This window comes from Pseudosulfitobacter koreensis (assembly GCF_024733015.1).
In the GTDB taxonomy this organism is placed as follows: Bacteria; Pseudomonadota; Alphaproteobacteria; order Rhodobacterales; family Rhodobacteraceae; genus Pseudosulfitobacter; species Pseudosulfitobacter koreensis.
Genome location: NZ_JANKJG010000002.1, coordinates 101123 through 127768, shown reverse-complemented (window position 1 = coordinate 127768; position 26646 = coordinate 101123). Strand labels below are relative to the sequence as shown.

Sequence of the window (26646 nt, the reverse complement as noted above, 5' to 3'; positions counted from 1 at the left end):
CGCTTCTCGTCACCTTACAGATCTTCATGAAATTCTTCGATCAGGTGGCGCACGACGGCGTCGCCACCTTCACCTTCGGGGGCGGCGTCGAACACCGCGCGCTGGCGGCTGGCGCTTGTCCCATGCGTCACGACATCGCGCAGCCGCACGATATCGTCAAGCGCGCCCAGAGCCTCGGCATCCTCGGCGACCAATGCAATCAACTCGTCCAGCAAGGCGTGAAACGGTTTGATCGAGCGGTCGCCGAAGTCGATCAGCCCCTCGGTCACGCCATAGCGCTGCGCGCGCCAGCGGTTTTCGGCGATCAGGAAACGGTCGTATTCACGCCAGCGCAGGTTGGCGTCGCGCAGCCGGGTCAACATTCGCACCAGCGCCTGCGTCAGTCCGGCCAGTGCGATGGTATCGCGCAACCGTGGCTGGACGTCGCAGATGCGCGCCTCGAGCGTGGGATACTTGTCCGACGGGCGCAGATCCCACCAGATCTTGCTGGTGTCTTCGATCAGGCCCAGTTCAATCAGCGTGCCAGTGGTGCGCGTGTACTCGGCCCAGCTGGAAAATTTCGGAGGCAGGCCCGAGCGCGGCATGTTGTCGAACACCGACAGCCGGTAGGACGCAAGGCCGGTGTCGTCGCCCTGCCAGAACGGCGATGAGGTGGACAGCGCCAGCAGGTGCGGCAGGAAATAGGAAAGCTGCGGCATCAGGTCTATGCGCTGGTTTTCGTCGTCGATGCCCACATGCACGTGCATCCCGCAGATCAACATGCGGCGCGCGACGGCTTCGTAGTCCTGCTTCAGGTCGCTATAGCGCGCCTTGCTGGTGTGTTCCTGGTTCTTCCAGTCCGAAAACGGGTGGCAGGACACGGCGAGGGGGGCAAGGTTGTGGTCGCGGGCATGTTTGGCGATGCAGCTGCGCAGGCGGCGCAGGTCGTCGCGCGCCTCGGATGTAGTGCGGCAGACCTTGGTGCCGACCTCGATCTGGCATTGCAGAAATTCATGCGAGACCTGATCCTGCAATTCTTCGCGGCAGGCGTCCATCAGCGCCTGAGGTGTGTCGGACAGGCGCAGGCTGTCGCAATCGACCATCAGATATTCTTCTTCGATGCCGATGGTAAAGTCGGATTGCACGGGCAGGCCCCCTCAGGATTGGCGGTGGGGGCAGGGCACGATGACCTGCCCGCCCCCTCAGGATTGGCGGTGCGGCAGGTCACGATGACCTGCCCGCACCGGGCTAAATCATTCCATCACGGGGATAGAGAATTCGCCACCTTCCTTGATGCCCGAAGGCCAGCGGGCGGTGACCGTCTTGGTCCGCGTGTAGAACTTGAACGCGTCGGGGCCGTGTTGGTTCAGGTCGCCAAAGACCGATTTCTTCCAGCCGCCAAAGGTGTGATAGGCCAGCGGCACGGGGATCGGGACGTTGATGCCGACCATGCCGACGTTGATCCGGTTGGCGAAATCACGGGCGGCATCGCCGTCGCGGGTGAAGATCGCGGTGCCGTTGCCGTATTCGTGGTCCATCGCCAGACCCAAGGCCTCTTCGTAGTCCTGGGCGCGCACACAGGTCAGCACGGGGCCAAAGATTTCCTGGGTGTAGATGTCCATGTCCTTGGTGGCATGGTCAAAAAGATGCGGGCCGATGAAATAACCGTCTTCGTAGCCTTGCAGCTTGAAGTCGCGGCCATCGACGACCAGCTTTGCGCCCTGGTCGATGCCGGTCTGCACCAGACGTTCGATGTTGGCCTTGGCGGCGGCGGTCACGACCGGGCCGTAGTCGACGTCATTGCCAGCCGTGTAGGGGCCGACTTTCAGCTTTTCGACACGCGGGATCAGCTTTTCCATCAGGCGGTCGGCGGTTTCGTCGCCCACGGGAACAGCGACCGAGATTGCCATGCAGCGTTCGCCTGCCGCACCGAAACCGGCACCGATCAGCGCATCGGCGGCCTGGTCCATGTCGGCGTCGGGCATGATGATCATGTGGTTCTTGGCGCCGCCAAAGCACTGCACCCGTTTGCCGTTGGCGCAGCCGGTGGCATAGATGTATTCCGCGATCGGGGTCGATCCGACAAAGCCGACCGACTGGATCACGTCGTGATGCAGGATCGCGTCCACTGCTTCCTTGTCGCCGTTCACCACCTGGATGATGCCCTTGGGCAGGCCTGCCTCTTCCAGCAATTCGGCCAGCATCAGCGGCACCGAGGGGTCACGCTCGGAGGGTTTGAGGATGAACGCGTTGCCGCAGGCAATGGCCGGGGCGAACATCCACATCGGGATCATCGCGGGGAAGTTGAAGGGGGTGATGCCCGCCGTGACGCCAAGCGCCTGACGCATCGAATACATGTCGATGCCGGGGCCTGCGCTGTCAGTGAATTCACCTTTCAGCAATTGCGGCGCGCCGATGCAGTATTCGACCACTTCCAGACCGCGCTGCACGTCACCGGCGGCGTCGGGCAGGGTCTTGCCGTGTTCGCGGCTCAGCGCTTCGGCCAGCTTGTCCATGTCGCGGTTCAGCAGGTCGACGAACTTCATCAGCACGCGGGCGCGGCGCTGGGGGTTGGTGGCGGCCCATTTCGGCTGAGCGGCGGCGGCGTATTGCACGGCCTTGTCCAGCTCTTCGCCATTGGCCAGCGGCACACGCGCCTGCACTTCGCCGGTGGCGGGGTTCATCACGTCGGCAAAGCGGCCGGATGTGCCCTTGACGTGTTCGCCGTTGAGGTAATGCGTCATCTCTTGCATGGGGTGTCCTTTGGGGTTGGTGTTCCGTTGCGCGCAGTCTAGCCTTGCAAAAACACATGGAAAAGGCGCATCTTTCCAAAACAGTCTTGCGTTTTTGCAAAATGAAGGGGGGTATCGTGGACACCCATTGGGACGATCTGCGTCTGTTTCTGGCCATCGCCCGCGAGGCCAGCCTGACGGCTGCGGGCAAGACGCTGCGGCTGGACCCCGCGACGCTGGGCCGCCGGATGGTACGGCTTGAGGCGTCGCTGGGGGCCACGTTGTTCGTGAAATCCCCCCAAGGCTATGCGCTGACCGAGGCGGGTGTGACCCTGCTGGACAAGGCCGAAGCCGCCGAGACAGCGATGCGCGCGGCCACATCCACATTGTCGGGGGCGGGGTCGGACCGGCTGACGGGGCAGGTGCGTATCGGGGCACCGGACGGTTGCGCCAACTACCTGATGCCGCAGGTCTGCGCGGATCTTGCCGACCGTCACCCCGATCTGGACATTCAGGTCGTGGCGCTGCCGCGCGTGTTCAACCTGTCGCGCCGCGAGGCGGATCTGGCCATCGGGGTCAGCGCGCCCACAGCCGGACGGCTGACGGTGCAGAAGATCACCGATTACCGTCTGCATCTGGCCGCAGCCGACAGTTATCTGGCGCGGCATCCGCACATCTCGATCACGGCGGATCTGCAGGGGCACAGGATCGTCGGCTATATTCCCGACATGATTTTCGACCGCGAGCTGGATTACCTTGCCGATATCGGCCTGCCGCGCACGGCGCTGGCGTCGAATTCGGTCTCGGTGCAGCTGAACCTGCTGCGCGCAGGAGGCGGGGTGGGGATCGTGCACGACTTTGCGCTGCCCGCAGCACCGGGCCTGCGGCGCATCCTGACCGACCGGATCAGCCTGACACGCGCGTTCTACCTGATCCGCCACGCCGATGACCGCAACAACGCGCGGCTGACCCGCTTTGCCGACGACCTTGTGGCGGGGCTTCGCACGGAACTGGCACGGCTTGAGGCGCACGCTTGACTTAATTTTGGTTTGGGGGAACCATTGATCTCATGACCGCTCAACCAGCACGCGAGGTTTTTCATGCTTGTCCAACATATCCTGCAATCGAAATCCAGTGACACGGTTATCACAGTCAAACCGGGCATAAGCATCTCGGAGGCTGCGAAAATTCTGGCCAAGTACAAATTCGGCAGCGTCGTGGTTTCGGCGGACGGCACCACAGCGGACGGTATTCTGTCCGAGCGTGACATCGTGCGGGAACTGGCAAACCGGGGGGCGGGCTGCCTGAATGATCCGGTCGAGGCCTATATGACCACCAAACTGGTCACCTGCGCGCGCACCGACAGCGCCGACAGCGTGTTGCAGAACATGTCCGAGGGGCGGTTTCGCCACATGCCGGTGCTGGAAGACGGCAAGCTGGTCGGCCTGATCACCCAAGGCGACGTGGTCAAGGCGCGCCTGTCCGAAGTGTCGATGGAAAAGGACGCCCTGCAAGGGATGATCATGGGCCACTAGGCTGCTGTCGGGACGCCGTTGGGCATAATTTTCCGATGCTGCGTCTTGGCGCTTGCATTCTTGTGTTACGAGTGGTTGCTTGCCGCGAAATAATATTACCCTGACCACGGAGCACGCCCATGCGCGTTGGCCTTTACCCCGGCACCTTCGACCCCATCACCCTGGGACATATCGACATCATTCGCCGAGCGGCGTCGCTGGTCGACAGGCTGGTGATCGGTGTCGCGATCAACCGCGACAAGGGACCGATGTTCCGGCTGGAAGAACGTGTCGCGATGATCGAGGCGGAATGCGCCAAACTGTCCGAGCAGACACAGACAGAGATCGTCGTGCACCCGTTCGAGAACCTGCTGATCGACTGTGCCGTGGACGTGGGCGCGCAGTTCATCATCCGGGGGCTGCGCGCCGTGGCTGATTTCGAGTACGAATATCAGATGGTTGGCATGAACCGTCAGCTGAACGACGAGATCGAGACGGTGTTCCTGATGGCCGAGGCGACGCATCAGGCGATCGCGTCGAAACTGGTCAAGGAAATCGCGCGGCTGGACGGCGATGTCAGCAAATTCGTCACACCGCAGGTCAATCAGGCGCTGATCACGAAACTATCAAGCTGAGGGCGGAACCGGCGTGTCGGCCACGCGTTGGCTGGCATGTCATATGCATCGCACATCGCCCGCTTCACCCTTTTGACGCTTGCCGCGTCCCCCCTTGTGGCCCAGAGCACGTCGGACCCCGCGCCTGTCGTGCCGCCCGTCACGCAAAGCCCGCTTGATCCCGTGCCCAACAGCCAGGTCATTCCGATGGCCGAATCCGCGTTGGAGGAAGAGGGCAGCAACGGGCAGGGGGGCGACGTGCCGTCCGTGTCCGAGCTGTCGCGCGCCCTGTCGGATGCCGAGAACGGCGCGACGAATGGGGCTGGTTCTGCGGCGACGAGCGATCAGGCGACAACCGGTCAGGCAACAACGGATCAGGCGACAACGGATCAGACTGGAGAGCAAACTGGCGCCGACCAGACCACCACCCCGCAGAGCACGATCCCCTCGCAACCCGTCACCGCCGCCAGCGTCAACTCCGCCAGCTATTCGGGCGAGGGCGGTCTGCCGGAAGGGCGCAGCCCCGTCACGGTCAAGCTGCAGGTGCTGCTGGACCGCGCGGATGTTTCCGTCTCGATTATCGACGGCGTGAAGGGCGGCATGACCAAAAGCGCGCTGATGGCCTATGAAGAGCGGATGGGCCTGCCGGTTGATGGTCTTCTCGACGCAACGGTCTGGGACATGCTGGGCGGCAACAATATCGACGTCTACATCAAACGCTACACCATCTCCCAAGCCGACGTCCAAGGGCTGTCTGCGCCTTTGCCCAGCGACTATGGCGAACTGGCGCAACTGGATTGGATGGGCTTTACCAGCGTCAGCGAAAAACTGGCGGAACGGTTCCACATGAGCGAGGGGTTCCTTGACCATCTGAATCCCGGCGCAGGCTACTATGCGGGCGAAACCGTGCTGGTGACCGAACCGGGTGACAGGGCCGTGGGACAGGCGACCCGCATCATCATCGACAAATCCGACCGCCGCCTGCGCGCCTGGAACGCGGTCGGCGAAGAGATTGCCAACTATCCGGTTGCCGTCGGTTCCGCCGGGACGCCATCGCCCTCGGGCAGCATGACGGTCGAGGCCGTGGCACTTGAGCCGACCTATCACTACAACCCGTCCGTCAACTTCCAGCAGGGCGACAACGACCAACCGCTGACCCTGCCGCCCGGTCCGAACGGGCCCGTGGGGCTGGTCTGGATCGACCTGTCGAAACCGACCTACGGCATTCACGGCACGCCGGAACCTGCGAGCCTGTTCACCGCGCATTCCCACGGATGCGTGCGGATGGCCAACTGGGACGCGCAGGAACTTGCGTCGCTGGTCAGCGAAGGCATCACGGTCGAGTTCGAGGAATAAGCGCCCTGACTAAGCGCCCTTTCACGGGCCTGAAACGCAAAAGTCCCGCCACGGTGGGCGGGACTTTTCTTTGGTTCCAGTAGGTTCAGGCGTTTACTTCGCCCGAGCCATCGCCAGCGCCGTGTCCAGCATCCGGTTCGAGAAACCCCATTCGTTGTCGTACCACGACAGGATCCGCACCAGCGTGCCGTTCTGCACATGGGTCTGGTCCAGCGCCACGGTCGAGCTGGCCGAGGTGTGGTTATAGTCGACCGACACCAGTCCGCGTGCTTCGACCTCCAGCACGCCACCTGACGCGCGGGCGGCTTTCGACAGGGCGGCGTTCACGCCTGCGATGTCGGTTTCCTTGGACAATTCCACGGTCAGATCGACACAGGACACGTTGGGCGTGGGCACCCGGATCGCGGTGCCGAAGATCAGACCCTCAAGCTCGGGCATCACCAGGCTGATGGCCTTGGCGGCACCGGTCGAGGTGGGCACCATCGACAGCGTCGCTGCACGGCCCCGCGACAGATCGCCGTCGGCGCGGTCATGTGTCGGCTGGCCGCTGGTATAGGCGTGGATCGTGGTCATCGTGCCGCGCAGGATGCCGAACTCTTCGTGCAGCGCCTTGCAAAGAGGGGCCAGACAGTTGGTCGTGCAGGACGCATTCGAGACGATCTTGTCATCGGCGGTCAGCGTGTCTTCGTTCACGCCAAAGACGATGGTTTTCATCGCGCCCTTGCCGGGTGCCGAAATCAGCACCTTGTCACTGCCGTTCTTGAGATGTGCCGCAGCACTTTCGTCGGTCGTGAACAATCCGGTGCATTCCAGCGCGATATCCACGTCGCCCCAGTCCAGCTTGGCGGGGTCACGTTCGGCGCTGATGCGGATGGGGCCCGCGCCCACGTCCATCGTGTCACCCTTGAGCGTGACGGTGCCGTTGTAGCGCCCGTGCACGGAATCGAATTCGAAGACATGCGCGTTGACGGCAGGCTCTGCCAGATCGTTGATCGCGACCACCTGAATGTCGTCGCCACCGCGTTCCATCAGGGCGCGCAACACATTGCGCCCGATACGTCCAAATCCATTGATTGCAATTTTCGTCGGCATAATTGGCCCCCATGTTCGAGTTAGCGCTAACATAAGGAGCGTGCCTGCGTTGTCAACCGAACTGCGGAAAACGCCGTCGGATCAGCGCCAGAACGCCATCCATTCGATCAGGTCGAAAAGTTCCTTGCCCAGGAAGATCAGGTTGGCGCTGTCGTTGGTGACGACATCAAAGCTGATCCATCCAATCAGAAGTGCAGCCAGTATCAGCGACAGGGTGTTGTTCATCGGGGGTAATGCTCGCGCGCAAAAAGGGGCAGGGCCGTTGTGACAGCCCCGCCCCGATCCCGCAAGTGGCGAGAATTTGTGGCGCGCGTTACGACAGACGGCCCATGGCCACGGCCACATCGGCCATCCGGCACGAGAAGGCCCATTCGTTGTCGTACCATGCCAGCACGCGCACCAGATTGCCGCCCGTCACCTTGGTCTGGTCGGGGGCAAAGATCGAAGAATGTTCGGTGTGGTTGAAATCGACCGAGACTTTCATCTCGTCGTCATAGGCCAGAACGCGGCTCATCGGGCCCTCGGACGCGGCCTTCATCGCGGCGTTGACCTCTTCGGCGGTCACATCGCGGCCCGCCACGAACGTCAGGTCCACGGCAGAGACGTTGGGCGTGGGCACGCGCATCGCAGTGCCGTCCAGCTTGCCTGCAAGCTGCGGCAGCACTTCGCCCAAGGCCTTTGCGGCACCGGTCGAGGTCGGAATGATGCTCATCGCAGCGGCGCGGGCGCGGTAGAGATCGCTGTGGCGCTTGTCCAGCGTCGGCTGGTCGCCGGTATAGCTGTGGATCGTGGTCATCAGGCCGCGCTCGATGCCGAATGCATCGTCCAGCGCCTTGGCCAGCGGGGCCAGACAGTTGGTGGTGCACGACCCGTTGCTGACCATGCGGTCGAGGTCGGTCAGTTCGCGGTCGTTGACGCCGTAGACCACGGTGCGGTCCACGTTCTTGCCGGGGGCCGACAGCAGCACCTTGCCCGCGCCGCGCTCCATGTGGGTCTTGGCCTTCAGCCCGTCGTTGAACATGCCGGTGCATTCCAGCACCACGTCGCAGCCCTCCCAGTCGAGCGCGTCCATGTCATAGGTCGACATCACGTCGATGGGGCCACGGCCGAGGTCGAGGGTGTTCTCGCCCACCTCGACCATGCCGGGAAATGCGCCGTGAACGGAATCGTATTTGATCAGGTGTGCCGCACTTTTCAGCGGGCCGGTGGCGTTCAGCTTGACCACCTGAATGTCGTTGCGTCCGCTTGCCGCGATGTGGGACAGGGTGCAGCGACCGATGCGGCCAAATCCGTTGATGCCAACTCTGATGGTCATGATCTGCGTCCTTCATGTGGGGTGTTGAGGGGTATATAGCGACAGGGCAAAACCGGCGAAACACCTGAAAACAAGCTGTTAGCGATAAACCTGTGACCCATTTGCTGCGATTGCACGATTGTCTTTCGCAACTGCGGTGTTAGCTGTGGGGCAGGCACCCTGAAAGGAACGACATGAGCGGACTACTGGCCCTATTGGATGACGTGGCAGCGATTGCCAAAGTGGCGGCCGCTTCGGTCGATGATGTGATCGGGCAGGCGGCCAAGGCCAGCGCCAAGGCGGCGGGGGCGGTGATCGACGATGCCGCCGTGACGCCGAAGTATGTGACGGGCTTTACCGCCGACCGCGAGCTGCCGATCATCTGGCGGATCGCCAAGGGATCGCTGCGCAACAAGCTGGTGTTTCTGCTGCCTGCGGGGCTGGCGCTGTCGGCCTTCGCGCCCTGGGCGATCACGCCGCTGTTGATGCTGGGCGGCTGTTACCTGTGCTTCGAGGGGGCCGAGAAGGTGGCGCATGCGACGGGGATCGGTGGCAAGGGGCACATGGATCACCCCAAGGCCAAGGTGGTGCCCGACGATCCTGCGCATCTTGAGGAAGAGAAGGCGAAGGGTGCGATCAAGACCGATTTCATCCTCTCTGCCGAGATCATGACGATTGCGCTGGCCGCGATCCCTGCGAGCACCTTCTGGATGGAAGCGGCGACGCTGGCCGCCGTGGCCGTCATCATCACGCTTGCGGTCTACGGTTCGGTCGCGCTGATCGTCAAGGCCGACGATCTGGGGCTGGCGATGGCCGCCCGCGCACGCCTGGGGGCGACGCGCGCCCTGGGGCGCGGGATTGTCCGGGCGATGCCTTGGGTGCTGAAAACCCTGACGGTGGTCGGCACCGCCGCGATGCTTTGGGTTGGCGGCAACATCATCATCCACGGGCTTGAAGTGCTGGGCTATGACACGCTCGGCCACTTTACCCACGACTGGGCAGAGGTGGCGGGGCATGGGTTCAACGAGACCTGGCGCGGGTCAGTCGAATGGGCTGCCAAGGCCGCGATGGACGGTGTGTTCGGGCTGGCGCTGGGGCTGGTGTTGATCCCGATTGGCGAGAAGATCGTCACGCCGCTGTGGCGCGCGGTGTTTCACCGGGAGAAAGTGGCGGCGTAAGGCTGAACACCAACGCCTGCTGCCCTTTGTCGTGCTGGTTGAAAACGAAAAAAGCGCCGATCGGAACCTTCCGACCGGCGCTTTCTTTTTCAAAGTCTCGTCAGATCAAAGCAGCGCTTTCGCCTTCGACACAACGTTCTGGGCCGTAATTCCGAACCGCTCGAACAGCTCTTCCGCCGGGGCCGACGCGCCAAAGCGGTCCATGCCGACGAAATCCGACTTGCCCGCACGTCCACGTTCGCCCAGCAGCCACTGGTCCCAGCCTTGACGCACTGCGGCTTCGATGCCGATGCGCACGGCGCTGCCTGCGGGCAGAACCTTGCGGCGGTAGGCCTCGTCCTGCTCGGCGAACAGCTCCATGCAGGGCATGGACACCACGCGGGTGCCGATGCCATCGGCCTGCAGCGCCTCGCGGGCCTTCAGCGCCACTTCGACTTCCGAGCCGGTGGCGATCAGGATCACCTGACGCTTGCCTTCCGCTTCGGCCAGAACGTAAGCGCCCTGCGCGGTCAGGTTCTTGTTCTTGTGCTCGGTCCGCACGGTCGGCAGGCCCTGACGGGTCAGCGACAGAACCGACGGCGTGGTCTTCGAGGTCAGCGCGACCTCCCAGGCCTCGGCGGTCTCGATGGTGTCGGCGGGACGGAAAACGTAGGTGTTCGGCGTCGCGCGCGAAATCGCCAGATGCTCGACCGGCTGGTGCGTTGGGCCATCTTCGCCCAGACCGATGCTGTCATGGGTCATCACGAACACGGTCGGCACCTGCATCAGCGCCGCCAGACGCATGGCGGGGCGGGCATAGTCGGTGAAACACATGAACGTGCCGCCATAGGGGCGGATGCCGCCGTGCAGCACCATGCCGTTCATCGCGGACGACATGCCATGCTCGCGGATGCCCCAATAGACATAGCGGCCCTTGCGGTTGTCGATGTCGAAGACGCCCAGATCGCCGGTCTTGGTGTTGTTCGAGCCGGTCAGATCGGCAGAGCCGCCGACGGTTTCGGGCATGATCGGGTTGACGACTTCCAGCACCTTTTCGCTGCTGGCGCGGGTGGCGAGCTTGGGCGCGCTTTCCGACATCTGCTTTTTGAACGCCTTGATCGTGGCGCTGAGCTTCTTGGGCACGTCCAGCGCATAGGCGCGCTCGAACTGGGCGCGTTTGGAGTTGCTGACCGCGTCCATGCGGGTCTGCCATTCGGCATGCTCGGCGGCACCGCGCTTGCCGATCTCTTCCCAGGCCGTCTTCACATCGGCAGGGATCTCGAACGGGCCGGTGGTCCAGCCATAGGCGGCCTTGGCGTCCTTCAACTGTTCGGGGTCGGTCAGCGCGCCGTGACCTTTCGACGTGTCCTGGGCTGCGTGCCCCAGGGCGATATGCGTCTTGCAGGCGATCATCGTGGGCTTGGAGCCCTTCTTGGCCTGCGTCAGCGCGTCGTCAATCTCGTCGGGGTTGTGACCGTCGATTTCGATCACCTGCCAGCCTGCGGATTTGAACCGTCCGACCTGATCGGTGCGGTCACTGAGGTCGACGGGGCCGTCGATGGTGATGTTGTTGTTGTCCCACAGCACGATCAGCTTGCCCAGCTTGTGACGGCCCGCAAGGGTGATCGCCTCCTGGCTCACACCTTCCATCAGGCAGCCGTCGCCCGCGATCACATAGGTGCGGTGATCGACGATCTTGCGCCCGTATTGCGCGCGCTGCATCTCTTCGGCCATGGCGAAACCGACCGAATTGGCGATGCCCTGACCCAAGGGGCCGGTTGTCGTCTCGATCGCGTCGGCCAGGAAGTTCTCGGGGTGGCCTGCCGTGCGGGCACCCGACTGGCGGAAATTCTTCAGCTCTTCGATGGGGAACTGCGCGTCGCCCACAAGGTGCAGCAAGGAGTAAAGCAGCATCGAGCCGTGGCCCGCCGACAGGATGAACCGGTCGCGGTCCGGCCAGTTGGGGGCGGAGGCGTCGAATTTCAGGTGTTTTTCAAACAGGACGGTCGCCACGTCGGCCATGCCCATCGGCATGCCGGAGTGACCGGAATTTGCGGCAGCGACGGCATCCAGCGTCAGAGCGCGGATGGCGGTGGCTTTGGACCAGTGGTCAGGGTTGGCTTTGGCGAGTGCTTTGAGATCCACGGTGGCAGTCCTTTGGCTGGAAATATGCAAGCTTGCCGTGCTCCATATCAGCCCAAGGGCAGGGGTCAAGCGCGGGCGGGTCCATAGCCCCCGTCCACATCAACGCACAGCCGCAAGTGGTTGATCGCAAAGAGGGCGAAATTTCAGTACCGTTTCGCTAGACTTTGCCTATTGCGGGGCCACCTTGCGATTCGCTGGTGGTCAAAGCGTGAAAAACGGTAGAGAAACGGTAGAGCCGAACGCAAACAGGGACGACGGATGAGCGATATTATCGAGTTGCAACGCCGGATCATGGCCGCGATGGACCGGGTGGCCAGCGGTCTGGGCGAACTCTCGGGCACCGGGGGCGGCGACGCTGCCGCCCAACAGGCGCTGGATGAGGAAAAGGTGGTCACCGCCCAGCTGACGGAGCGTATCCGCATGCTGAGCCAGCGCCACGAGAGCGATCTGGCCAAGCTGCGCGAAGCCACCGAAGGCACGCAGGCGCAGCTGACCAAGCTAGACACCGACCTGCAGCGGCTGCGCAAGGCCAACAAGGAACTGTCGCAGTCCAATCAGGCGCTGCGCGACGCCAATGCCGCGGGCGTGGCCGAGCCGCACCTGATCAACAAGGCGATGATGGCCGAGCTGGAAGCGCTGCGCGCGGCCCATGCCGCCGAGATTTCCGAGGCCAATACCATCATCGCGGCGATGACGCCGCTGCTGGAACAGGCCGCAGAGGCCGACACCGCCGAAGCGTCTAAAGTCAAAGAGGGGGACGCCTGATGCCAGAAGTGATCATTTCCATCGGTGGCCGCCAGTTCGAGGTCGCCTGCCAGGAAGGCGAGGACACCTATCTGCACTCTGCCGCCAAGATGCTGGACGACGAGGCGCGTGTGCTTTCCGACCAGGTGGGCCGCATGCCGGAATCGCGGATGCTGCTGATGGCGGGGCTGATGCTGGCCGACAAGACCGCCAGTGTCGAAGACCGCGTGGCAGAGATTCAGGCCCGGCTGGACGAGCGCGAGGCCGAACTGGAAGGTCTGCGCAACCAGGTGGTCGAACCCGAGCGCGTCGAGGTTCCGGTGGTGCCGCAGTCGGTTACCGACACGCTGGCCGAACTGGCCGCGCGGGCGGAATCATTGGCCGAAGAGGTGCAGGAACGTCTGGACGGCACCTACGATGGTTGAGCTCGAAGGCTGAGGTTGTTTGGGGGGGGCTCTGCCCCCGCGCCTTGCGGCGCTCCCCCGGAGTTTTCTGGCAAGATGAAGGGGGGTATGCGAACGCCTGATGCTGCCGTGAATATAGTTTCAAAACAGATGCTTGCGCGGTGTAGCTGCCCTGATGCATGAGGCGTGGGCTAGTCGAAACCCAGCGCCTCGCGCAGTTGGTCGGGGCTGATCGGTTTGATCAGGATGCGGTGAGGGTGGTCGGTTTCGATACGCTCGATCGTCTGCGGCTCGTTCGAGCCGGTAACGAAGATCAGCTTGATCTGGGTATTGGTCCGGTAGATCTGCTGCGCGACGCTGACGCCGTCGCGGTCGCCGCCCAGACGCACGTCCATCAGGACAAAATCGGGCGCAAGTGCCAAGATCTTTTCGGCGGTCCCCGAAGCGGCGTGGCGCACGGCCAGCACGTTGGCTCCGAAATCCTCGCTCATGGTTCTGAGGTCTTCTGCGATCAGAAAGTCGTCTTCTACGATGACGACGGTCGGCTTTTCAGACATAGGTTTCCAGTCCACTGTCAGTTCTGGGGAAGGGTGAAGGCGATGCGGGAGCCTGCGGCGTCACCGTATCATTGCAGTTTTCTCATGTGATCGGACATGGCTGTTTTATCAGTTTGATCGCCAGATAATACAAGACAGGAAATACCTGTGCCAAGGGGGCTGTGACACGGCGCCAAAGCCGGTGTGCGGCAGGCGCGCGCCTTTGGTCCGTGCAAACCGTTGGGCCATGCAAAAGGGCCGGCACAGGGCCGACCCTTCCGCTGATATTGTATGTCTTCGCCTCAGCCGTTGGCTTCGCGGATCTTCTCGGCGGCGTCCTTGTCGTAGGTCACGCCGTTCTGCTCGAACAACGCGTCCAGCTCGCCCGACAGGGTCATCTCGGTGATGATGTCGCAACCGCCGACGAATTCGCCCTTGACGTAAAGCTGCGGGATCGTGGGCCAGTCGGAGTAATCCTTGATGCCCTGGCGGATGCCGTCATCGGCCAGCACGTTCACATCGGTGAAATCGACGCCCATATAATTCAGCACCCCGGCCACGCGGCTGGAAAAGCCGCATTGCGGCATGGATTTCGTGCCCTTCATGAACAGCACGACGTCGTTGCTGGTCACTGTGTCTTTGATCTGTGTGGTTGCATCGGTCATTTGCGTTTGTTCCTTGGTACAAAGGTTTTGGCGTATTCCTGCGGGTCGCGTGGCACCTTGAAGGTGTAGGAGTGGCCGCCGCCGCCCCCGCCGGAGTGATAGTTGGCTTCGATCTCGTGATAGCCGGTGCCGGGATCGGAGCCGCGTTCGCGGTGTTTGCTGTGCCGGATCGACTGCGCCGCCCGCAGCACCGCAAAGAGCAGCACGGCGGCGCCCAGAACGATGGCGAGGGCATAGTCCACAGGCGGCTACTCCGGCGCTTTGGTGGTCAGGGCCAGCGCGTGCAATTCGCCCTGGTTGCCGTCCATCTTGCCCTGAAGGGCGGCATAGACGGCGCGTTGCTGCTGTACGCGGTTCTGACCCTTGAACGAGGCGTCGATGACCTCGGCGGCGTAATGGTTGCCGTCCCCCGCAAGGTCGGTGATCGTGATTTTGGCATCGGGAAACGACGACCGGATCAGGTCTTCGATGTCCTTGGCTTGCATGGCCATGTGGGGCACTCCAATGTGGTCGTGATGTTCCCACTAGATTTAGGGGCCATGAGGATGCCTTGCAAGCGACTAAGCTTGCGGGCGCTGCGCGGGCTGCCTAACTTGATGTCAAAAGGCGCTTGCGGGTCGCCCCGGCTGCAGCCTTCGTGGGAGTGAAAGCATGGATATCTTCGAGAACGCCCCTGAACTGGCGCTGGAGTGGCACCGCGCGGGTCGTGGTGCTGCGATGGCCACGGTGGTCGACACCTGGGGCAGCGCGCCGCGGCGCACTGGTGCCATGCTGGTGGTGTCGGGCGACGGCGAGATGATGGGCTCGGTCTCGGGCGGCTGTGTCGAGGGGGCGGTGGTGCTGGAAGCGCAGGATGCGCTTGAGGACGGCAAGCCGCGTCTGCTGGAATACGGGGTAAGCGACGGCGATGCCTTTGCCGTGGGGCTGGCCTGTGGTGGCACGATCCGCATCCTGGTGGAACCTGTGGGCACTGCGCTTGACGAAGGCTTGCTGGAGCAGATCGTGACCGCGCGCGCGGAGCGCAGGCAGGTGGCGTATGTTGTGGACACGGGTCAATGGTCGCGCACGGTGGTCGGCGACGGGTATGAGAGCCGCTTTGCGATGGACCGCTCGGGGCTGGAGGAAGACGCGCAGACCTTTGTGCAAATCCACAATCCGCCCTTGCGGCTGATCGTGGTGGGGGCGGTGCATATCGCGCAGGCATTGCTGCCGATGGCGCGGATCGCGGGCTTTGACCCGGTGGTGATCGACCCGCGCGGCGCCTTCGGCTCGCAGGCCCGCTTTCCCGGCGAGACGATCCTGAGCGACTGGCCCGATGAGGCGCTAGATGCGGTCGGGCCGGACGCGCGCACGGCACTGGTGCTGCTGACCCATGACCCGAAGCTGGACGATCCGGCGCTGCACCGGGCGCTGCACTCGAAAGCGTTCTACATAGGCGCGCTGGGGTCGAAGCGTACCCACGCCAGCCGCACGGAGCGGCTGATCGAGGCAGGCTTTGACGCGGACGCCATTGCGCGCATTCGCGGACCTGTCGGCCTGGACATCGGTGCCGCCAGCCCGCCCGAGATCGCGGTGTCGATCCTGGCCCAGATGGTGCAGGCGCTGAGGCGGGGCGCGTGATCTTTGGCGATGTGCCGCTGGACCAGGCCGAGGGTGCTATCCTTGCGCATTCGATGCCTGCCGTAGGTGCGGATGGGCCGTACCGGATCGCCAAAGGTACGGTGCTGGATGCCGACCATCTGCGCGATCTGGCAGAGGCGGGGCGCGACCATGTGGTGGTGGCGCGGTTGGGGGCGGATGACATCGAAGAGAACGCGGCGGCGGCGGAACTGGCGCAGGCGCTGGTGCCCGATGCCCGCGCGCAGGGTCTGCGCATTTCGGGGGCCGGGGCGGGGCGTGTGAATCTTTATGCCACCACGCCCGGTGTGGCGGTGATGGACGCAGGCGCCATCAACGCGCTGAACGCGGTGCACCCGATGATCACGCTGGCGACGGTGCCGCAATATCACCGCTGCGACGCGGGGGGCATGGTGGCCACGATCAAGATCATCGCCTACGGCGTGCCGCGTGCCGCACTTGCGCAGGCCGCCGGTGCGGGACGTGCAGCGCTGCGCATCGCTCCGCCACAATATGCCACCGCGACGCTGATCGAAAGCCGGGTGGGTGGGGCTGCGATGTCGGACAAGGGACGCGCCGCGATGGCGGGGCGGCTGGAGCGGCTGGGCATGACCCTGACCGACCGCGTGATCTGCGACCATGCCACCGATGCTTTGGCTGATGCGATTGCCAAGGCCAAGGGCGAGGTCGTTCTGATCCTGACTGCCTCTGCCACCTCGGACCCCGAGGATGTGGCCCCGCAGGCACTGCGCGCGGCGGGTGGGGATGTGACCGCCTTCGGCATGCCGGTCGATCCCGGTAACCTGTTGTTTTTTGGGCAGATAGCGGACAAGCCCGTGATCGGATTGCCGGGGTGTGCGCGCTCGCCCGCGCTCAATGGCGCGGATTGGGTGCTGGAGCGGCTGGTGTGCGGGCTGGCGCTGGCTCAGGGCGACATTTCCGCGATGGGCGTCGGTGGGCTGCTCAAGGAAATACCGACGCGACCGAGACCGCGCACCGCGGCCAAACCCTGAGGACGCGCGGCCCGCGACCGGGAGCACCGTGTCTGAAGATATCATTTCCCAAACAGCCGGCTGCGTGGTTAACTTCGCCCATGGAGAGCCAATCAGGGAGAACGACATGACACAGGTCTCAATGACCGTAAACGGCAAGCAGGCTTCGGGTGACGTGGAGGGGCGCACGCTGCTGGTGCAATTCCTGCGCGATGCCCAGGGGCTGACTGGCAGCCACGTCGGCTGCGATACCAGCCAGTGCGGCGCCTGTGTCGTGCATGTGGATGGTCAGGCGGTAAAAGCCTGCACTATGCTGGCGCTTGAGGCCGAGGGGGCCGAGGTCAGCACCATCGAGGGGCAGGCCAATGCCGACGGATCGCTGAACGTGATCCAGCAGGCGTTCCAGGACCACCACGGGTTGCAATGCGGGTTCTGCACCCCCGGCATGGTGATGAGTGCGGCGGCGCTGTTGAAGGACAACCCGAAGCCCACCGAGACCGAAGTGCGCGACTATCTGGAGGGGAACATCTGTCGTTGCACGGGCTATCACAACATTGTCAAGGCGATCCTTGCTGCATCCGGTCAGGATGTGAGTGCCATCGCCGCTGAATAATTGATTTCAATTGGGGGCCAGCCCCCAAACCCCCAGGGATACTTAGAGCCAGAAGAAATCGGGGGCGCGGGAGAGGGTCGCATCTTAGGGAGGAATGACTATGCCAAAAGACGGAGGCATCGGCGCCAGCTCAAAACGGCGTGAGGACATCCGGTTTCTGACCGGCGAGGGAAATTATACCGACGATATCAACCTGCGCGGACAAGCCTATGTGTTTTTCCTGCGCTCGGACATTGCACACGGTACGATCAACAGCATCGATACATCGGCAGCGACGGGCATGCCGGGGGTCGTGAAGATCTTTACCGCCGCCGATTTCGAGGGCGTCGGCAGCATTCCGTGCGGCTGGCAGGTTACCGACAAGCACGGCGAGGTCATGCAGGAACCGGCACATCCGGTTCTGGCCAGCGGCAAGGTCCGGCACGTGGGCGAGCCGATGGCCGCCGTCGTCGCCGAGACACTGGCGCAGGCACGCGATGCCGCCGAGGCAATCGTGGTGGATATCTCGGACCTGCCCGCAGTGGTCGACATGAAGGACGCGCTGAAGGCCGATGCGCCCAAGGTGCATGACGATCTGAAGAGCAACCTTTGCTATGACTGGGGCTTTGTCGAGGAGAACAAGGCGGCGGTCGAGGAGGCATTCCAGAACGCGGCACATGTGACCACGCTGGAATTGCGCAACAACCGTCTGGTCGCCAACCCGATGGAGCCGCGCGTGGCGGTGGGTGATTTTGCCCGCGGGACCGGCGATCACACGCTGTACACGACCAGTCAGAACCCGCATGTGATCCGTCTGCTGATGGGGGCCTTCGTGCTGGGCATTCCCGAGCACAAGCTGCGGGTTGTGGCACCGGATGTGGGCGGCGGGTTCGGCACCAAGATCTTCCATTATCAGGAAGAGGCTTTCGTGACCTTCGCGGCCAAGGCCTGCAATCGGCCGGTCAAATGGACGTCGAGCCGGACCGAGGCGTTCATGTCGGACGCGCACGGGCGTGATCACGTGACCACGATTCAGCTGGCGCTCGATGCGGAGAACAACTTTACCGCGCTGCGCACCGATACCCATGCCAACATGGGTGCGTATCTGAGCACCTTTGCGCCCTCGGTGCCCACATGGCTGCACGGCACGCTGATGGCGGGCAACTACCGCACGCCGCTTATCTATGTGAACGTCAAGGCGGTGTTCACCAACACGGTGCCGGTCGATGCCTATCGCGGTGCCGGACGGCCCGAAGCCACATTCCAGTTGGAGCGCGTCATCGACAAGGCCGCGATCGAGTTGGGGGTGGATGCGGTGGCGCTGCGGCGGCAGAATTTTATCACCGAATTCCCCTATGCCACGCCCGTGGCGGTGGAATATGACACCGGCGATTACGTGGCGACGATGGACAAGCTGACCGAAATCGCGGACCTGGCCGGCTTTGAGGCGCGGCGCAAGGAAAGCGAGGCGCGTGGCAAGCTGCGCGGGCTTGGCGTCAACTGCTATATCGAGGCCTGCGGGATCGCGCCCAGCAACCTGGTCGGGCAGCTTGGCGCACGCGCCGGTCTGTTCGAGAGTGCGACTGTGCGGGTCAACGCCACCGGCGGCCTGGTCGTGATGACCGGCAGCCACAGCCATGGGCAGGGGCACGAGACGTCCTTTGCGCAGGTGGTGGCCGAGATGATCGGGATCGACGAGAACATGATCGAGATCGTGCACGGCGACACCGCCAATACGCCGATGGGCATGGGCACCTATGGCTCGCGGTCTATCGCGGTGGGTGGATCGGCGATGGTGCGGGCGACCGAAAAGATCATCGCCAAGGCCAAGAAGATCGCAAGCCACCTGCTGGAAGCCTCGGAAGGCGACATCGAGTTGAAGGACGGTGCGTTCAGCGTGGCCGGCACCGACAAATCGGTCGCCTGGGGGGATGTGACGCTGGCGGCCTATGTGCCGCACAACTATCCGCTGGACGACATCGAGCCGGGGCTGGAGGAGACGGCGTTTTACGATCCGTCGAACTTTACCTATCCGTCGGGGGCCTATGCCTGCGAGGTCGAAGTGGACCGGGACACCGGGCAGGTGACCATCGAGCGGTTTGCGGCGGCGGATGATTTCGGCAACATCATCAACCCGATGATCGTGTCGGGACAGGTGCATGGCGGCATTGCCCAGGGGATCGGGCAGGCATTGCTGGAGAACTGCGCCTATGATGAGAACGGCCAGTTGCTGAGCGCATCCTACATGGATTACGCGATGCCGCGCGCCTATGACATGCCGTTCTTTGACGTGGACCATTCGTGCCAGACGCCGTGCACGCACAACCCTCTGGGTGTGAAAGGCTGCGGCGAGGCGGGGGCCATCGGATCGCCGCCTGCCGTCGTGGGTGCGGTGGTCGATGCGCTGCGCTCAAGTGGCAGGGACGTCACGCACATCGACATGCCGTTGTCGCCGAACCGCGTGTGGGCCGCGATGCAATAGGCGGATGGGGGGGAATTTCGGGGGCGCTGCCCCCGGAACCCCCGGGGATATTTTTGGCCAAAAGAAACCGGGAAGGGCCGGTCTGCTGGCTGTACGGAAAGGATGCGAATATGTACAACTTTGACTTTGTGAAACCGGCGACGGTGGACGAGGCCGTAAAGGCACTGGGCGACGAGGACGCGCAGGCGCTGGGGGGCGGGCAGACGCTGATCCCCACGCTGAAACAGCGGCTGGCGAGCCCGTCGAAGCTGGTCAGCCTGACCGGCATTTCGGACATGCAGGGGGTGACCAAGGATGGCGACAGCGTTGTGATCGGTGGCGGCACCACGCACCGTGTTGTGGCCGAGGATGCGGCGGATGCCTATCCGGGGCTTGCGGGTCTTGCGGGGCGGATCGGTGATCCTGCGGTGCGCAACCGGGGCACCATCGGTGGGTCGCTGGCGAATAACGACCCGTCTGCCTGCTACCCGGCGGCGGCACTTGGGTCGGGCGCGACAATCGTGACCAACACGCGAGAGATCGCGGCGGATGATTATTTCCAGGGCATGTTCACCACTGCGCTGGAAGAGGGCGAGATCATCACCCAGGTGCGCTTTCCCATTCCCAAGGTGTCGCATTATTCGAAGATCGCGCAGCCTGCATCGCGGTTTCCGCTGGTTGCGGTCTTTGTCGCGCAATACGCCGGTGGGGTGCGTGTCGCGGTCACTGGCGCGTCGAACAACGGTGTGTTTCGCTGGTCCGAAGCCGAGGCTGCGCTGTCGCAGAACTTTGCCGCTGACGCGCTGGAAGGGCTGACGCTGCCCGCCGATGACATGATCGGCGATCTGCATGGCACCGCAGCGTATCGCGCGCATCTGGTGGGGGTGATGACCCGTCGTGCGGTGACCGCCGCCAGCTGATCCTACCTTAGGGTTGAAATGAGCGGGCCCTCGCCGATGGCGGGGGCCTATTTACATGGAAAACAGGGGATTATCGGCCTGATATTGTATAACAACGCCTCTCGGCACCACCTTTGTGGGGAACGCAACCCTGCGGCCTCGCGTTAGGTCGCAGAGCGTGGAGTTCTTGAAACGCAAAGAGAAAGGTCAACACATGACATCTATTCTGAAACGTACAACCGCGATGATGCTGTGCACGGCACTGGTTGCCCCGGCGCCGAGCTTTGCGCAGATCACGCAGGGCGACACCCAAGGTGAGACCACCCTGAAGCTGACCGAGGACGGTCTGGAGGTTGGTGCTGATGCAGAGACGGAAGCGGAGGCTGAGGTCGCCGAGGAAGCTGAGGCCGAGGCTACTGCCGAGACCGAGACCGAGGCTGATGTGAACGCTGAAACCGAAGCGGCGGCCGCTGCTGAAGCCGAAGCAGAGCAGGCGAGACAGCAAGCCGAGGCTGATGAAGCCGCAGCGGAAGCGGAAGCCGAGGCCGCAGCAGAAGCTGAGGCCGCAGCGGAAGCCGAAGCCGCCGAGGCAGCCGAAGCAGCAGAGGCAGAGGCCGCAGAGGCCGCAGCGGAAGCCGCGGAAGCAGAAGCCGCCGCCAATGCCCAGGCGGAGGCCGAAGCGGAGGCTGAACGTGCCCAGGAGGCCGCCGATGCACAAGCTGACGCAAATGCCGCCGCTGCAATAGAAGCGCAGGCCGAAGCCGAAGCTGAAGCCGATGCCGAGACTCCGTTGGAGACATTGGGCAATGCTGCAACCGATGCCGAGGCGGATGTCGCCGCCGAAGCCGAGCGCGTTGAGCAAGAGGCGCAGGAGGCAGCGGAAGAGGTGACCGAGACCACGCAGGACGCAACTCCGGACGCTGATGCCGAAGCCGATGCCGAGGCCGAAGTGCAGGCTGAAGCAGAGGCCGATGCGACGACCGAGCAGACCGAAGCGACCGAGACCGAGATGACCGAAGAGGAAATCGCCCGCGAGGCCCGCCGTGAAGAGCGCCGCGCCGAACGTCAGGCAGAGCGTCAGGCCGCACGCCGTGAGGCACGTGCCGCACAGGAAGACGCCGAAGCTGAAGAGGTGCAGGTCGAAACCGTCACCGAGGAAACCAGCCGGTCGAGCGATGAGGACTTCGAGACACGTGCCAACGCCGAAGCCGCCATCGAGGAAGATGACAGCGGTCTGAGCAAGTTCGAAACCGCGCTGCTGCTGGGTCTTGGTGCCGTGGTGGTTGGCAACGTGTTGAACAATGGCGACGAAGTCGTGTCGAACTCGGGCGACCGTGTGGTCGTGCGCCGGGATGGTGATCTGCGTGTGCTGAAAAGCGACAATGAACTGCTGCGTCAGCCCGGTTCGGACGTGCGCACCGAAAGCTTTGCCGATGGATCGACGCGCACCACCGTCACCCGTCCCGATGGCAGCCAGGTCGTGACCATCGCATCCGCCGATGGCACCGTGGTCGAGCGTTTCCTGCGCCGCACTGACGGGACAGAGATCACGTTGATCGACGACACCCGCGATGTGGAGCCGGTCTCGGTTTCGTTCCTGGAATCGCAGGATGTAAACCGGGCAACCGCCACCGATGCGACGGATGTGGCAGCGCTGCGCTCGGCCCTGTCGGCACAAAGTGCACGTGACGTTGGTCGCACATTCTCGCTGAGCCAGGTCCGTGAAATCCGTGCCGTGCGCGAGCTGGTGCCGACCATCGAGCTGAACAGCGTGACGTTCGACACCGGGTCTGCTGCGATCCGTGCCAGCCAGGCCGAGGAACTGGCCGATGTGGGCGGCGCGATCGTGGATGCGATCGAGGATGACCCAAGTGCGATCTTCCTGATCGAAGGTCACACGGATGCCGTGGGCGACGATGCCTATAACCTGGCACTCTCTGACCGTCGTGCCGAGACCGTGGCGCTGGCCCTGACCGAGTATTTCGACGTACCGCCGGAAAACCTGGTCACCCAAGGTTACGGCGAGAGCGCGTTGAAGATCCGCACCCAGACAGCCGAGCGGGCCAACCGCCGTGCCGCCGTGCGCAACGTCACGCCGCTGCTGCGCTAAGGCCGCCGCGATACGAGACGAAAAAGGGCGCTGCAGAGATGCAGCGCCCTTATTTTATGGAAATGATTGGAAGAAATATCAGCCCTTGGAGGCGACCGGCCCTATCAGCATGACCATCTGGCGGCCTTCCATCTTGGGGAAGTTCTCGATCTTGCCGACGTCCTTGGTGTCTGCGGCGACACGTTCAAGCAGTTCGCGGCCCAGGTTCTGGTGGGCCATCTCGCGGCCCCGAAAGCGCAGGGTAATCTTTACCTTGTCGCCGTTTTCGAGAAACTTGAACACGTTGCGCATCTTGACTTCGTAGTCGTTGGTATCCGTGTTGGGACGGAACTTGACCTCTTTGATCTCGATGATCTTCTGCTTCTTGCGCGCTTCGCTCTCGCGTTTCTGCTGTTCGTACTTGAACTTGCCGAAATCCATGATCTTGCACACGGGCGGCACGGCATTCGGCGAAATCTCGACCAGGTCCAAACCGGCCTCTTCGGCCATCGCCATCGCGCGGGCGGGCGTCACGACACCCACATTCTCACCCTCGGCGCCGATCAGGCGAATTTCGTTGGAACGGATTTTTTCGTTGATGCGCGGGCCGGTGTCTCGTTGGGGCGGCGCGTTATGTGGTCTGCGAGCGATGATGAAGGTCCTTTGATCATTGCAATATTTGTCAAGGCTTCAAAGTAGACGCACCCCCGGCTGCATTCAAGGCGCAAAACGGCGCGCAGGGGTGTAAATCATGGAAATTCCCCTTGCACCTGTGCAAAACAGTGCGCATCTGAAAGGCCAAGGAACCGGGCGGCGCCAGAGGGCCGACCGTAAAATCATAGAGGGAAAGTAACAATGAAAAATCTGTTGTGGATCGTCGTCGCCGCTGCCGTGGTGCTGGGTGGCTATCTGTTGTGGTCTGGCCGCAGCATTCAAGAGGTTGCGACCGAAGCCGCCGATGCGGTGAACGCGCCCGAAGCACTGGAAAGCGCGTCCGAGAGTGTCGGTGCCGCTGTAGAGGCCACCGAAGGTGCCGTGGCCGATGCGGTTGACGCCGCAGGCGAGGCCGCGACAGCGACCGAAGACGCCGCGGCCGATGCCGCAGCCGCGACCGAAGAAGCAGCAGATAATGCAGCAGCGGCCATGGAAGAGGCAGCAACCGATGCTGATGCAGCGGCGGAAAACATGGTCGCCGGTGAAGCGCCAGCCGAGGTCGTGACCGAAGACGCGACGGCAGAGGCAGATGAGGCCACAGCGCCTGCGGCAACTGCTGATGCGACAGCCGACACCGCGGCGACAGCCGATACTGATGCGGCGAACGTGGACGCGACAGCAGATGCATCTGTCGACGCCGCCACACCCGCAGAGACGCTGACGGTCGAGGGGTTCGACTATGACCGGGTGGCCACGATGATCGAGGAATCCGATCTGGGCACGATCCAGAAAAAGCTGCTGAGCGATGGTCTGGAAAAGGCCCGCGACAACCCGCAGGCGCTGGAAATCATTCTGACCCAGATCCGCGAAGCGATGGGCCTCTAAGCCTTTTCGGTTCAGCTGAGCAAAAAGAAAACCGCGCCCCGATCCGAGGCGCGGTTTTTTCATGTCCGGCGGTTGGTTGGGGGTCAGACCCCGTCGCCGACGAAGGCCTTTTCGATCACGTAATCACCCGGCTCGCTGTTGGCGCCCTCTTTCAGGCCATAGCCTTCCATAAGCGCCTGGATGTCCTTGTTGAACGCCAGCGACCCGCAGACCATCGCGCGGTCGGTCTCGGGCGAGATGACGGGCACGCCCAGATCGGCAAAGACGGTGCCGTCTTCCAGCAGGGTGGTGATGCGGCCCATCTTGGGGCTGTGTTCACGGGTGGTGGTCGGATAATAGCGGATCTTGGCCAGGTTTTCTGTGCCGATCAGCTCGTGCATCATCTCGTCGGCCTTCAGGTCTTCGATCAGCTTGGCGCCATAGGCAAGCTCGGCCACGTCACGGCAGGTGTGGGTGATGATGACCTCGTCGTATTTCTCGTATGTGTCGGGCTCGCGCAGCAGCGATGCGAAGGGCGCAAAGCCGGTGCCGGTCGAGAAGAACCACAACCGTTTGCCGGGTAGCAGCGCATCGTGCACCAGCGTGCCGACGGGCTTGGGGCGCAGGATGATCTCGTCGCCGACCTGGATGTGTTGCAGTTTGGACGTCAGCGGGCCGTCGGGCACCTTGATCGAATAGAACTCCAGCTCGTCGTCCCAGGCGGGGGAAGCGATCGAATAGGCACGCAGCAGTGGTTTTTGCTTGCCGGTTTCGGGGTGCGGGTCGCCCATCAGGCCGATCATCACGAATTCGCCCGACCGGAACCGCAGCGACGCGGGGCGCGTCACGCGAAACGAAAACAGACGGTCAGTCCAGTGGGTCACCGATGTGACGGTCTGGGCATCGGGCAGGGTCGGGGCCTTGGCGGCGGCGGCTTGGTTCACGGGGGATTGCTCGGTCATTTGTTCATGTTCACGCAAATCTTGGTGTCTCGCGTGCCTTCACTGATAACGGGGAGGGGGAACGGGCGAAAGGGGTCAGATGGCCGCGTTGGTCTGGCCACGCAGGCGGGCCTGATAATCATGGGCCTGCCAGTCGGCGCGGAACTGCCACTGATCTTCGGGCTGGCGTGCAGCCAGCGACTGGCTGATCTCGACCTCGTCAAAGCCGCAGCGGCGCGCCATCGCGTATTGATCGGCGATCACGTGACCGCGCGCGCGCAGACGGCCCGTGTAGCCGCGCAGCCGCAGCATCCGTGCGATGGTAAAGCCGCGTCCGTCCGCAGAGGACGGAAAGTCGATGCGCACCATCTTGAGGCCGGGCGAGAGGGTGATGTCGGCATGATTGGTGTCGCTGGGGACATCGAGGGCGGTCACGTCGTTGGTGTTTTCGTCGCCTGTGGCCTCGGCGAACGCGGTATAGCCCGCATCCCAGGTGTCGGGGCCAAAGCCGGTGTCGGTCACGATAATGCTCATTGTTTCGCTCCTGTGCGGACCATCTTGCCATCCACGAAATGGATGCCGCATTCGTCCTTTTGTGAGTTCCGCCAGCGTCCGGCGCGGGGGTCTTCGCCTTCGGCCACGGGCGAGGTGCAGGGCGCGCAGCCGATGGACGGATAGCCTTGGGCCACCAGCGGGTGACGCGGCAGGCGGTTTTCGATCATGTATTCGCGCACGTCCTCGGGGTTCCAGCGGGCCAGCGGATTGACCTTGATGCGTGGACCTGTGGCTGCGTCCTCGACCTCGAAGAACTCCAGCTCGGCGCGCTGGCCGGACTGATAGCGCTTGCGACCCGTGATCCAGCCGCCGTGCTGCGCCAGCGCCTTTTGCAGGGGGCGCGTCTTGCGCAGCGCGCAGCAGGCGTCGGTGTCGAACTGGTGCAGGGTGCCGTCGGGGTCCTCGAAGGAGACCTCGTTCTCGGCGGCCTTGATGATGCGCAGATCCTTGAGGTGCAGCCGCTCCGCGACCTCCTGCTGGTAGACCAGCGTTTCGGTGAAGAGCATCTCGGTGTCGATGAAGAGCACCGGCACCGATGGATCGACCATCGCCACGAGGTGCAAGAGCACCACCGATTCCGCGCCGAAGCTGGAGACGAGGGCGAGGCCCTCGACCTCGTTCACTGCCGCGCGCAGCACGTCCGTCGCGCCGTGATGGCGCAGCCGGTCGTTCAGCGCCTCTGCCTGAAGGTGCAGGTCCGTGGGAACCGGCCCTTCGGGGAGAGTTTGCTTTGCAAGATGAAGCATGGGT

28 protein-coding genes are annotated in these 26646 nt (G+C 63.4%); 14 read left to right on the top strand and 14 right to left on the bottom strand.

Annotated elements, in window-relative coordinates; translation table 11 throughout:
• Nucleotides 1–14: 14 nt before the first annotated feature.
• Both NTA49_RS03735 and NTA49_RS03730 read right to left on the bottom strand, forming a co-directional pair.
• Entirely contained in the window at nucleotides 15–1124 is a 1110-nt protein-coding gene (locus NTA49_RS03735; RefSeq protein WP_258293315.1) for a carboxylate-amine ligase, read from the bottom strand.
• Nucleotides 1125–1232: 108 nt separating this feature from the next.
• A complete protein-coding gene (locus tag NTA49_RS03730; protein ID WP_258293314.1) occupies nucleotides 1233–2732 on the bottom strand; it encodes a CoA-acylating methylmalonate-semialdehyde dehydrogenase in 1500 nt (499 codons plus the stop codon).
• A gap of 101 nt (nucleotides 2733–2833) precedes the next feature.
• Here NTA49_RS03730 and NTA49_RS03725 point away from each other — a divergent pair, with 101 nt between their 5' ends.
• The 4 genes from NTA49_RS03725 to NTA49_RS03710 all read left to right on the top strand — a co-directional run bounded on the left by NTA49_RS03725 (nucleotide 2834) and on the right by NTA49_RS03710 (nucleotide 6195).
• Nucleotides 2834–3748, top strand: a complete 915-nt coding sequence (locus NTA49_RS03725; RefSeq protein WP_258293313.1) for a LysR family transcriptional regulator — start codon at nucleotides 2834–2836, stop codon at nucleotides 3746–3748.
• Between the two features lie 63 nt (nucleotides 3749–3811).
• The gene (locus NTA49_RS03720) at nucleotides 3812–4246 is read left to right on the top strand and encodes a CBS domain-containing protein (protein ID WP_258293312.1); all 435 of its coding nucleotides are present in this window, start codon (nucleotides 3812–3814) and stop codon (nucleotides 4244–4246) included.
• A 119-nt stretch (nucleotides 4247–4365) separates the two neighbouring features.
• On the top strand, nucleotides 4366–4860 hold the full coding sequence (gene coaD, locus NTA49_RS03715; RefSeq protein WP_258293311.1) for a pantetheine-phosphate adenylyltransferase: 495 nt from the start codon (nucleotides 4366–4368) through the stop codon (nucleotides 4858–4860).
• 36 nt (nucleotides 4861–4896) lie between these two features.
• On the top strand, nucleotides 4897–6195 hold the full coding sequence (locus tag NTA49_RS03710) for a L,D-transpeptidase family protein (RefSeq protein ID WP_258293310.1): 1299 nt from the start codon (nucleotides 4897–4899) through the stop codon (nucleotides 6193–6195).
• Between the two features lie 93 nt (nucleotides 6196–6288).
• On the opposite strand, the gene gap (NTA49_RS03705) is transcribed toward NTA49_RS03710, so the two are convergent.
• From gap (NTA49_RS03705) to gap (NTA49_RS03695), 3 genes are all read right to left on the bottom strand, one after another.
• Nucleotides 6289–7287 carry a type I glyceraldehyde-3-phosphate dehydrogenase gene (gene gap / locus NTA49_RS03705; protein ID WP_258293309.1) on the bottom strand — a complete coding sequence of 333 codons (999 nt, stop codon included), beginning with the start codon at nucleotides 7285–7287 and terminating at the stop codon, nucleotides 6289–6291.
• Between the two features lie 81 nt (nucleotides 7288–7368).
• Nucleotides 7369–7512: a hypothetical protein gene (locus NTA49_RS03700; RefSeq protein WP_258293308.1), complete on the bottom strand. Its 144-nt coding sequence runs from the start codon at nucleotides 7510–7512 to the stop codon at nucleotides 7369–7371.
• Between the two features lie 88 nt (nucleotides 7513–7600).
• Nucleotides 7601–8602 (bottom strand): type I glyceraldehyde-3-phosphate dehydrogenase, encoded by a 1002-nt coding sequence (gene gap, locus NTA49_RS03695; RefSeq protein ID WP_258293307.1) that lies wholly within the window; start codon nucleotides 8600–8602, stop codon nucleotides 7601–7603.
• 173 nt (nucleotides 8603–8775) lie between these two features.
• Between gap (NTA49_RS03695) and NTA49_RS03690 the strand changes: the two genes are divergently transcribed.
• Entirely contained in the window at nucleotides 8776–9759 is a 984-nt protein-coding gene (locus tag NTA49_RS03690) for a DUF808 domain-containing protein (protein WP_258293306.1), read from the top strand.
• 105 nt (nucleotides 9760–9864) lie between these two features.
• On the opposite strand, the gene tkt is transcribed toward NTA49_RS03690, so the two are convergent.
• Nucleotides 9865–11883: a transketolase gene (tkt, locus tag NTA49_RS03685; RefSeq protein ID WP_258293305.1), complete on the bottom strand. Its 2019-nt coding sequence runs from the start codon at nucleotides 11881–11883 to the stop codon at nucleotides 9865–9867.
• A gap of 258 nt (nucleotides 11884–12141) precedes the next feature.
• Here tkt and NTA49_RS03680 point away from each other — a divergent pair, with 258 nt between their 5' ends.
• Together NTA49_RS03680 and NTA49_RS03675 are read left to right on the top strand one after the other, a co-directional pair.
• Nucleotides 12142–12648, top strand: a complete 507-nt coding sequence (locus NTA49_RS03680) for a hypothetical protein (RefSeq protein WP_258293304.1) — start codon at nucleotides 12142–12144, stop codon at nucleotides 12646–12648.
• Complete coding sequence (locus NTA49_RS03675) at nucleotides 12648–13052, top strand: cell division protein ZapA (RefSeq protein ID WP_258293303.1); 405 nt, start codon at nucleotides 12648–12650, stop codon at nucleotides 13050–13052. The genes NTA49_RS03680 and NTA49_RS03675 overlap by 1 nt, the downstream gene beginning before the upstream one ends.
• 170 nt (nucleotides 13053–13222) lie before the next feature.
• Here the strand turns inward: NTA49_RS03675 and NTA49_RS03670 are convergent, their stop codons facing one another.
• From NTA49_RS03670 to NTA49_RS03655, 4 genes are all read right to left on the bottom strand, one after another.
• Entirely contained in the window at nucleotides 13223–13588 is a 366-nt protein-coding gene (locus NTA49_RS03670) for a response regulator (protein ID WP_258293302.1), read from the bottom strand.
• 281 nt (nucleotides 13589–13869) lie between these two features.
• Nucleotides 13870–14232 (bottom strand): Grx4 family monothiol glutaredoxin, encoded by a 363-nt coding sequence (gene grxD, locus NTA49_RS03665; RefSeq protein ID WP_258293301.1) that lies wholly within the window; start codon nucleotides 14230–14232, stop codon nucleotides 13870–13872.
• Complete coding sequence (locus NTA49_RS03660) at nucleotides 14229–14474, bottom strand: hypothetical protein (RefSeq protein WP_258293300.1); 246 nt, start codon at nucleotides 14472–14474, stop codon at nucleotides 14229–14231. The genes grxD and NTA49_RS03660 overlap by 4 nt, the downstream gene beginning before the upstream one ends.
• Before the next feature lie 6 nt (nucleotides 14475–14480).
• The gene (locus tag NTA49_RS03655) at nucleotides 14481–14723 is read right to left on the bottom strand and encodes a BolA family transcriptional regulator (RefSeq protein ID WP_258293299.1); all 243 of its coding nucleotides are present in this window, start codon (nucleotides 14721–14723) and stop codon (nucleotides 14481–14483) included.
• Between the two features lie 160 nt (nucleotides 14724–14883).
• Between NTA49_RS03655 and NTA49_RS03650 the strand changes: the two genes are divergently transcribed.
• The 6 genes from NTA49_RS03650 (at nucleotide 14884) to NTA49_RS03625 (ending at nucleotide 22903) form a co-directional block, all read left to right on the top strand.
• A complete protein-coding gene (locus tag NTA49_RS03650) occupies nucleotides 14884–15852 on the top strand; it encodes an XdhC family protein (RefSeq protein WP_258293298.1) in 969 nt (322 codons plus the stop codon).
• Nucleotides 15849–16862 (top strand): molybdopterin-binding protein, encoded by a 1014-nt coding sequence (locus tag NTA49_RS03645; RefSeq protein ID WP_258293297.1) that lies wholly within the window; start codon nucleotides 15849–15851, stop codon nucleotides 16860–16862. Before NTA49_RS03650 ends, NTA49_RS03645 begins: the two co-directional genes overlap by 4 nt.
• Nucleotides 16863–16968: 106 nt before the next feature.
• On the top strand, nucleotides 16969–17454 hold the full coding sequence (locus tag NTA49_RS03640) for a (2Fe-2S)-binding protein (protein ID WP_258293296.1): 486 nt from the start codon (nucleotides 16969–16971) through the stop codon (nucleotides 17452–17454).
• A gap of 100 nt (nucleotides 17455–17554) precedes the next feature.
• On the top strand, nucleotides 17555–19915 hold the full coding sequence (locus NTA49_RS03635; RefSeq protein ID WP_258293295.1) for a xanthine dehydrogenase family protein molybdopterin-binding subunit: 2361 nt from the start codon (nucleotides 17555–17557) through the stop codon (nucleotides 19913–19915).
• Between the two features lie 110 nt (nucleotides 19916–20025).
• The gene (locus NTA49_RS03630; protein WP_258293294.1) at nucleotides 20026–20814 is read left to right on the top strand and encodes an FAD binding domain-containing protein; all 789 of its coding nucleotides are present in this window, start codon (nucleotides 20026–20028) and stop codon (nucleotides 20812–20814) included.
• Nucleotides 20815–21007: 193 nt separating this feature from the next.
• Nucleotides 21008–22903, top strand: a complete 1896-nt coding sequence (locus NTA49_RS03625; protein ID WP_258293293.1) for an OmpA family protein — start codon at nucleotides 21008–21010, stop codon at nucleotides 22901–22903.
• A 78-nt stretch (nucleotides 22904–22981) separates the two neighbouring features.
• Here the strand turns inward: NTA49_RS03625 and infC are convergent, their stop codons facing one another.
• On the bottom strand, nucleotides 22982–23446 hold the full coding sequence (gene infC / locus NTA49_RS03620) for a translation initiation factor IF-3 (protein WP_332844277.1): 465 nt from the start codon (nucleotides 23444–23446) through the stop codon (nucleotides 22982–22984).
• A 291-nt stretch (nucleotides 23447–23737) separates the two neighbouring features.
• Here infC and NTA49_RS03615 point away from each other — a divergent pair, with 291 nt between their 5' ends.
• On the top strand, nucleotides 23738–24421 hold the full coding sequence (locus tag NTA49_RS03615; protein ID WP_258293292.1) for a hypothetical protein: 684 nt from the start codon (nucleotides 23738–23740) through the stop codon (nucleotides 24419–24421).
• Between the two features lie 83 nt (nucleotides 24422–24504).
• Here the strand turns inward: NTA49_RS03615 and NTA49_RS03610 are convergent, their stop codons facing one another.
• From NTA49_RS03610 to NTA49_RS03600, 3 genes are all read right to left on the bottom strand, one after another.
• A complete protein-coding gene (locus NTA49_RS03610) occupies nucleotides 24505–25362 on the bottom strand; it encodes a ferredoxin--NADP reductase (protein ID WP_258293291.1) in 858 nt (285 codons plus the stop codon).
• A 75-nt stretch (nucleotides 25363–25437) separates the two neighbouring features.
• Nucleotides 25438–25875: a DUF934 domain-containing protein gene (locus tag NTA49_RS03605; RefSeq protein ID WP_258293290.1), complete on the bottom strand. Its 438-nt coding sequence runs from the start codon at nucleotides 25873–25875 to the stop codon at nucleotides 25438–25440.
• Nucleotides 25872–26642, bottom strand: coding sequence for a phosphoadenylyl-sulfate reductase (locus NTA49_RS03600; RefSeq protein ID WP_258293289.1), 771 nt, complete (start codon nucleotides 26640–26642; stop codon nucleotides 25872–25874). Before NTA49_RS03600 ends, NTA49_RS03605 begins: the two co-directional genes overlap by 4 nt.
• Between the last annotated feature and the right edge of the window lie 4 nt (nucleotides 26643–26646).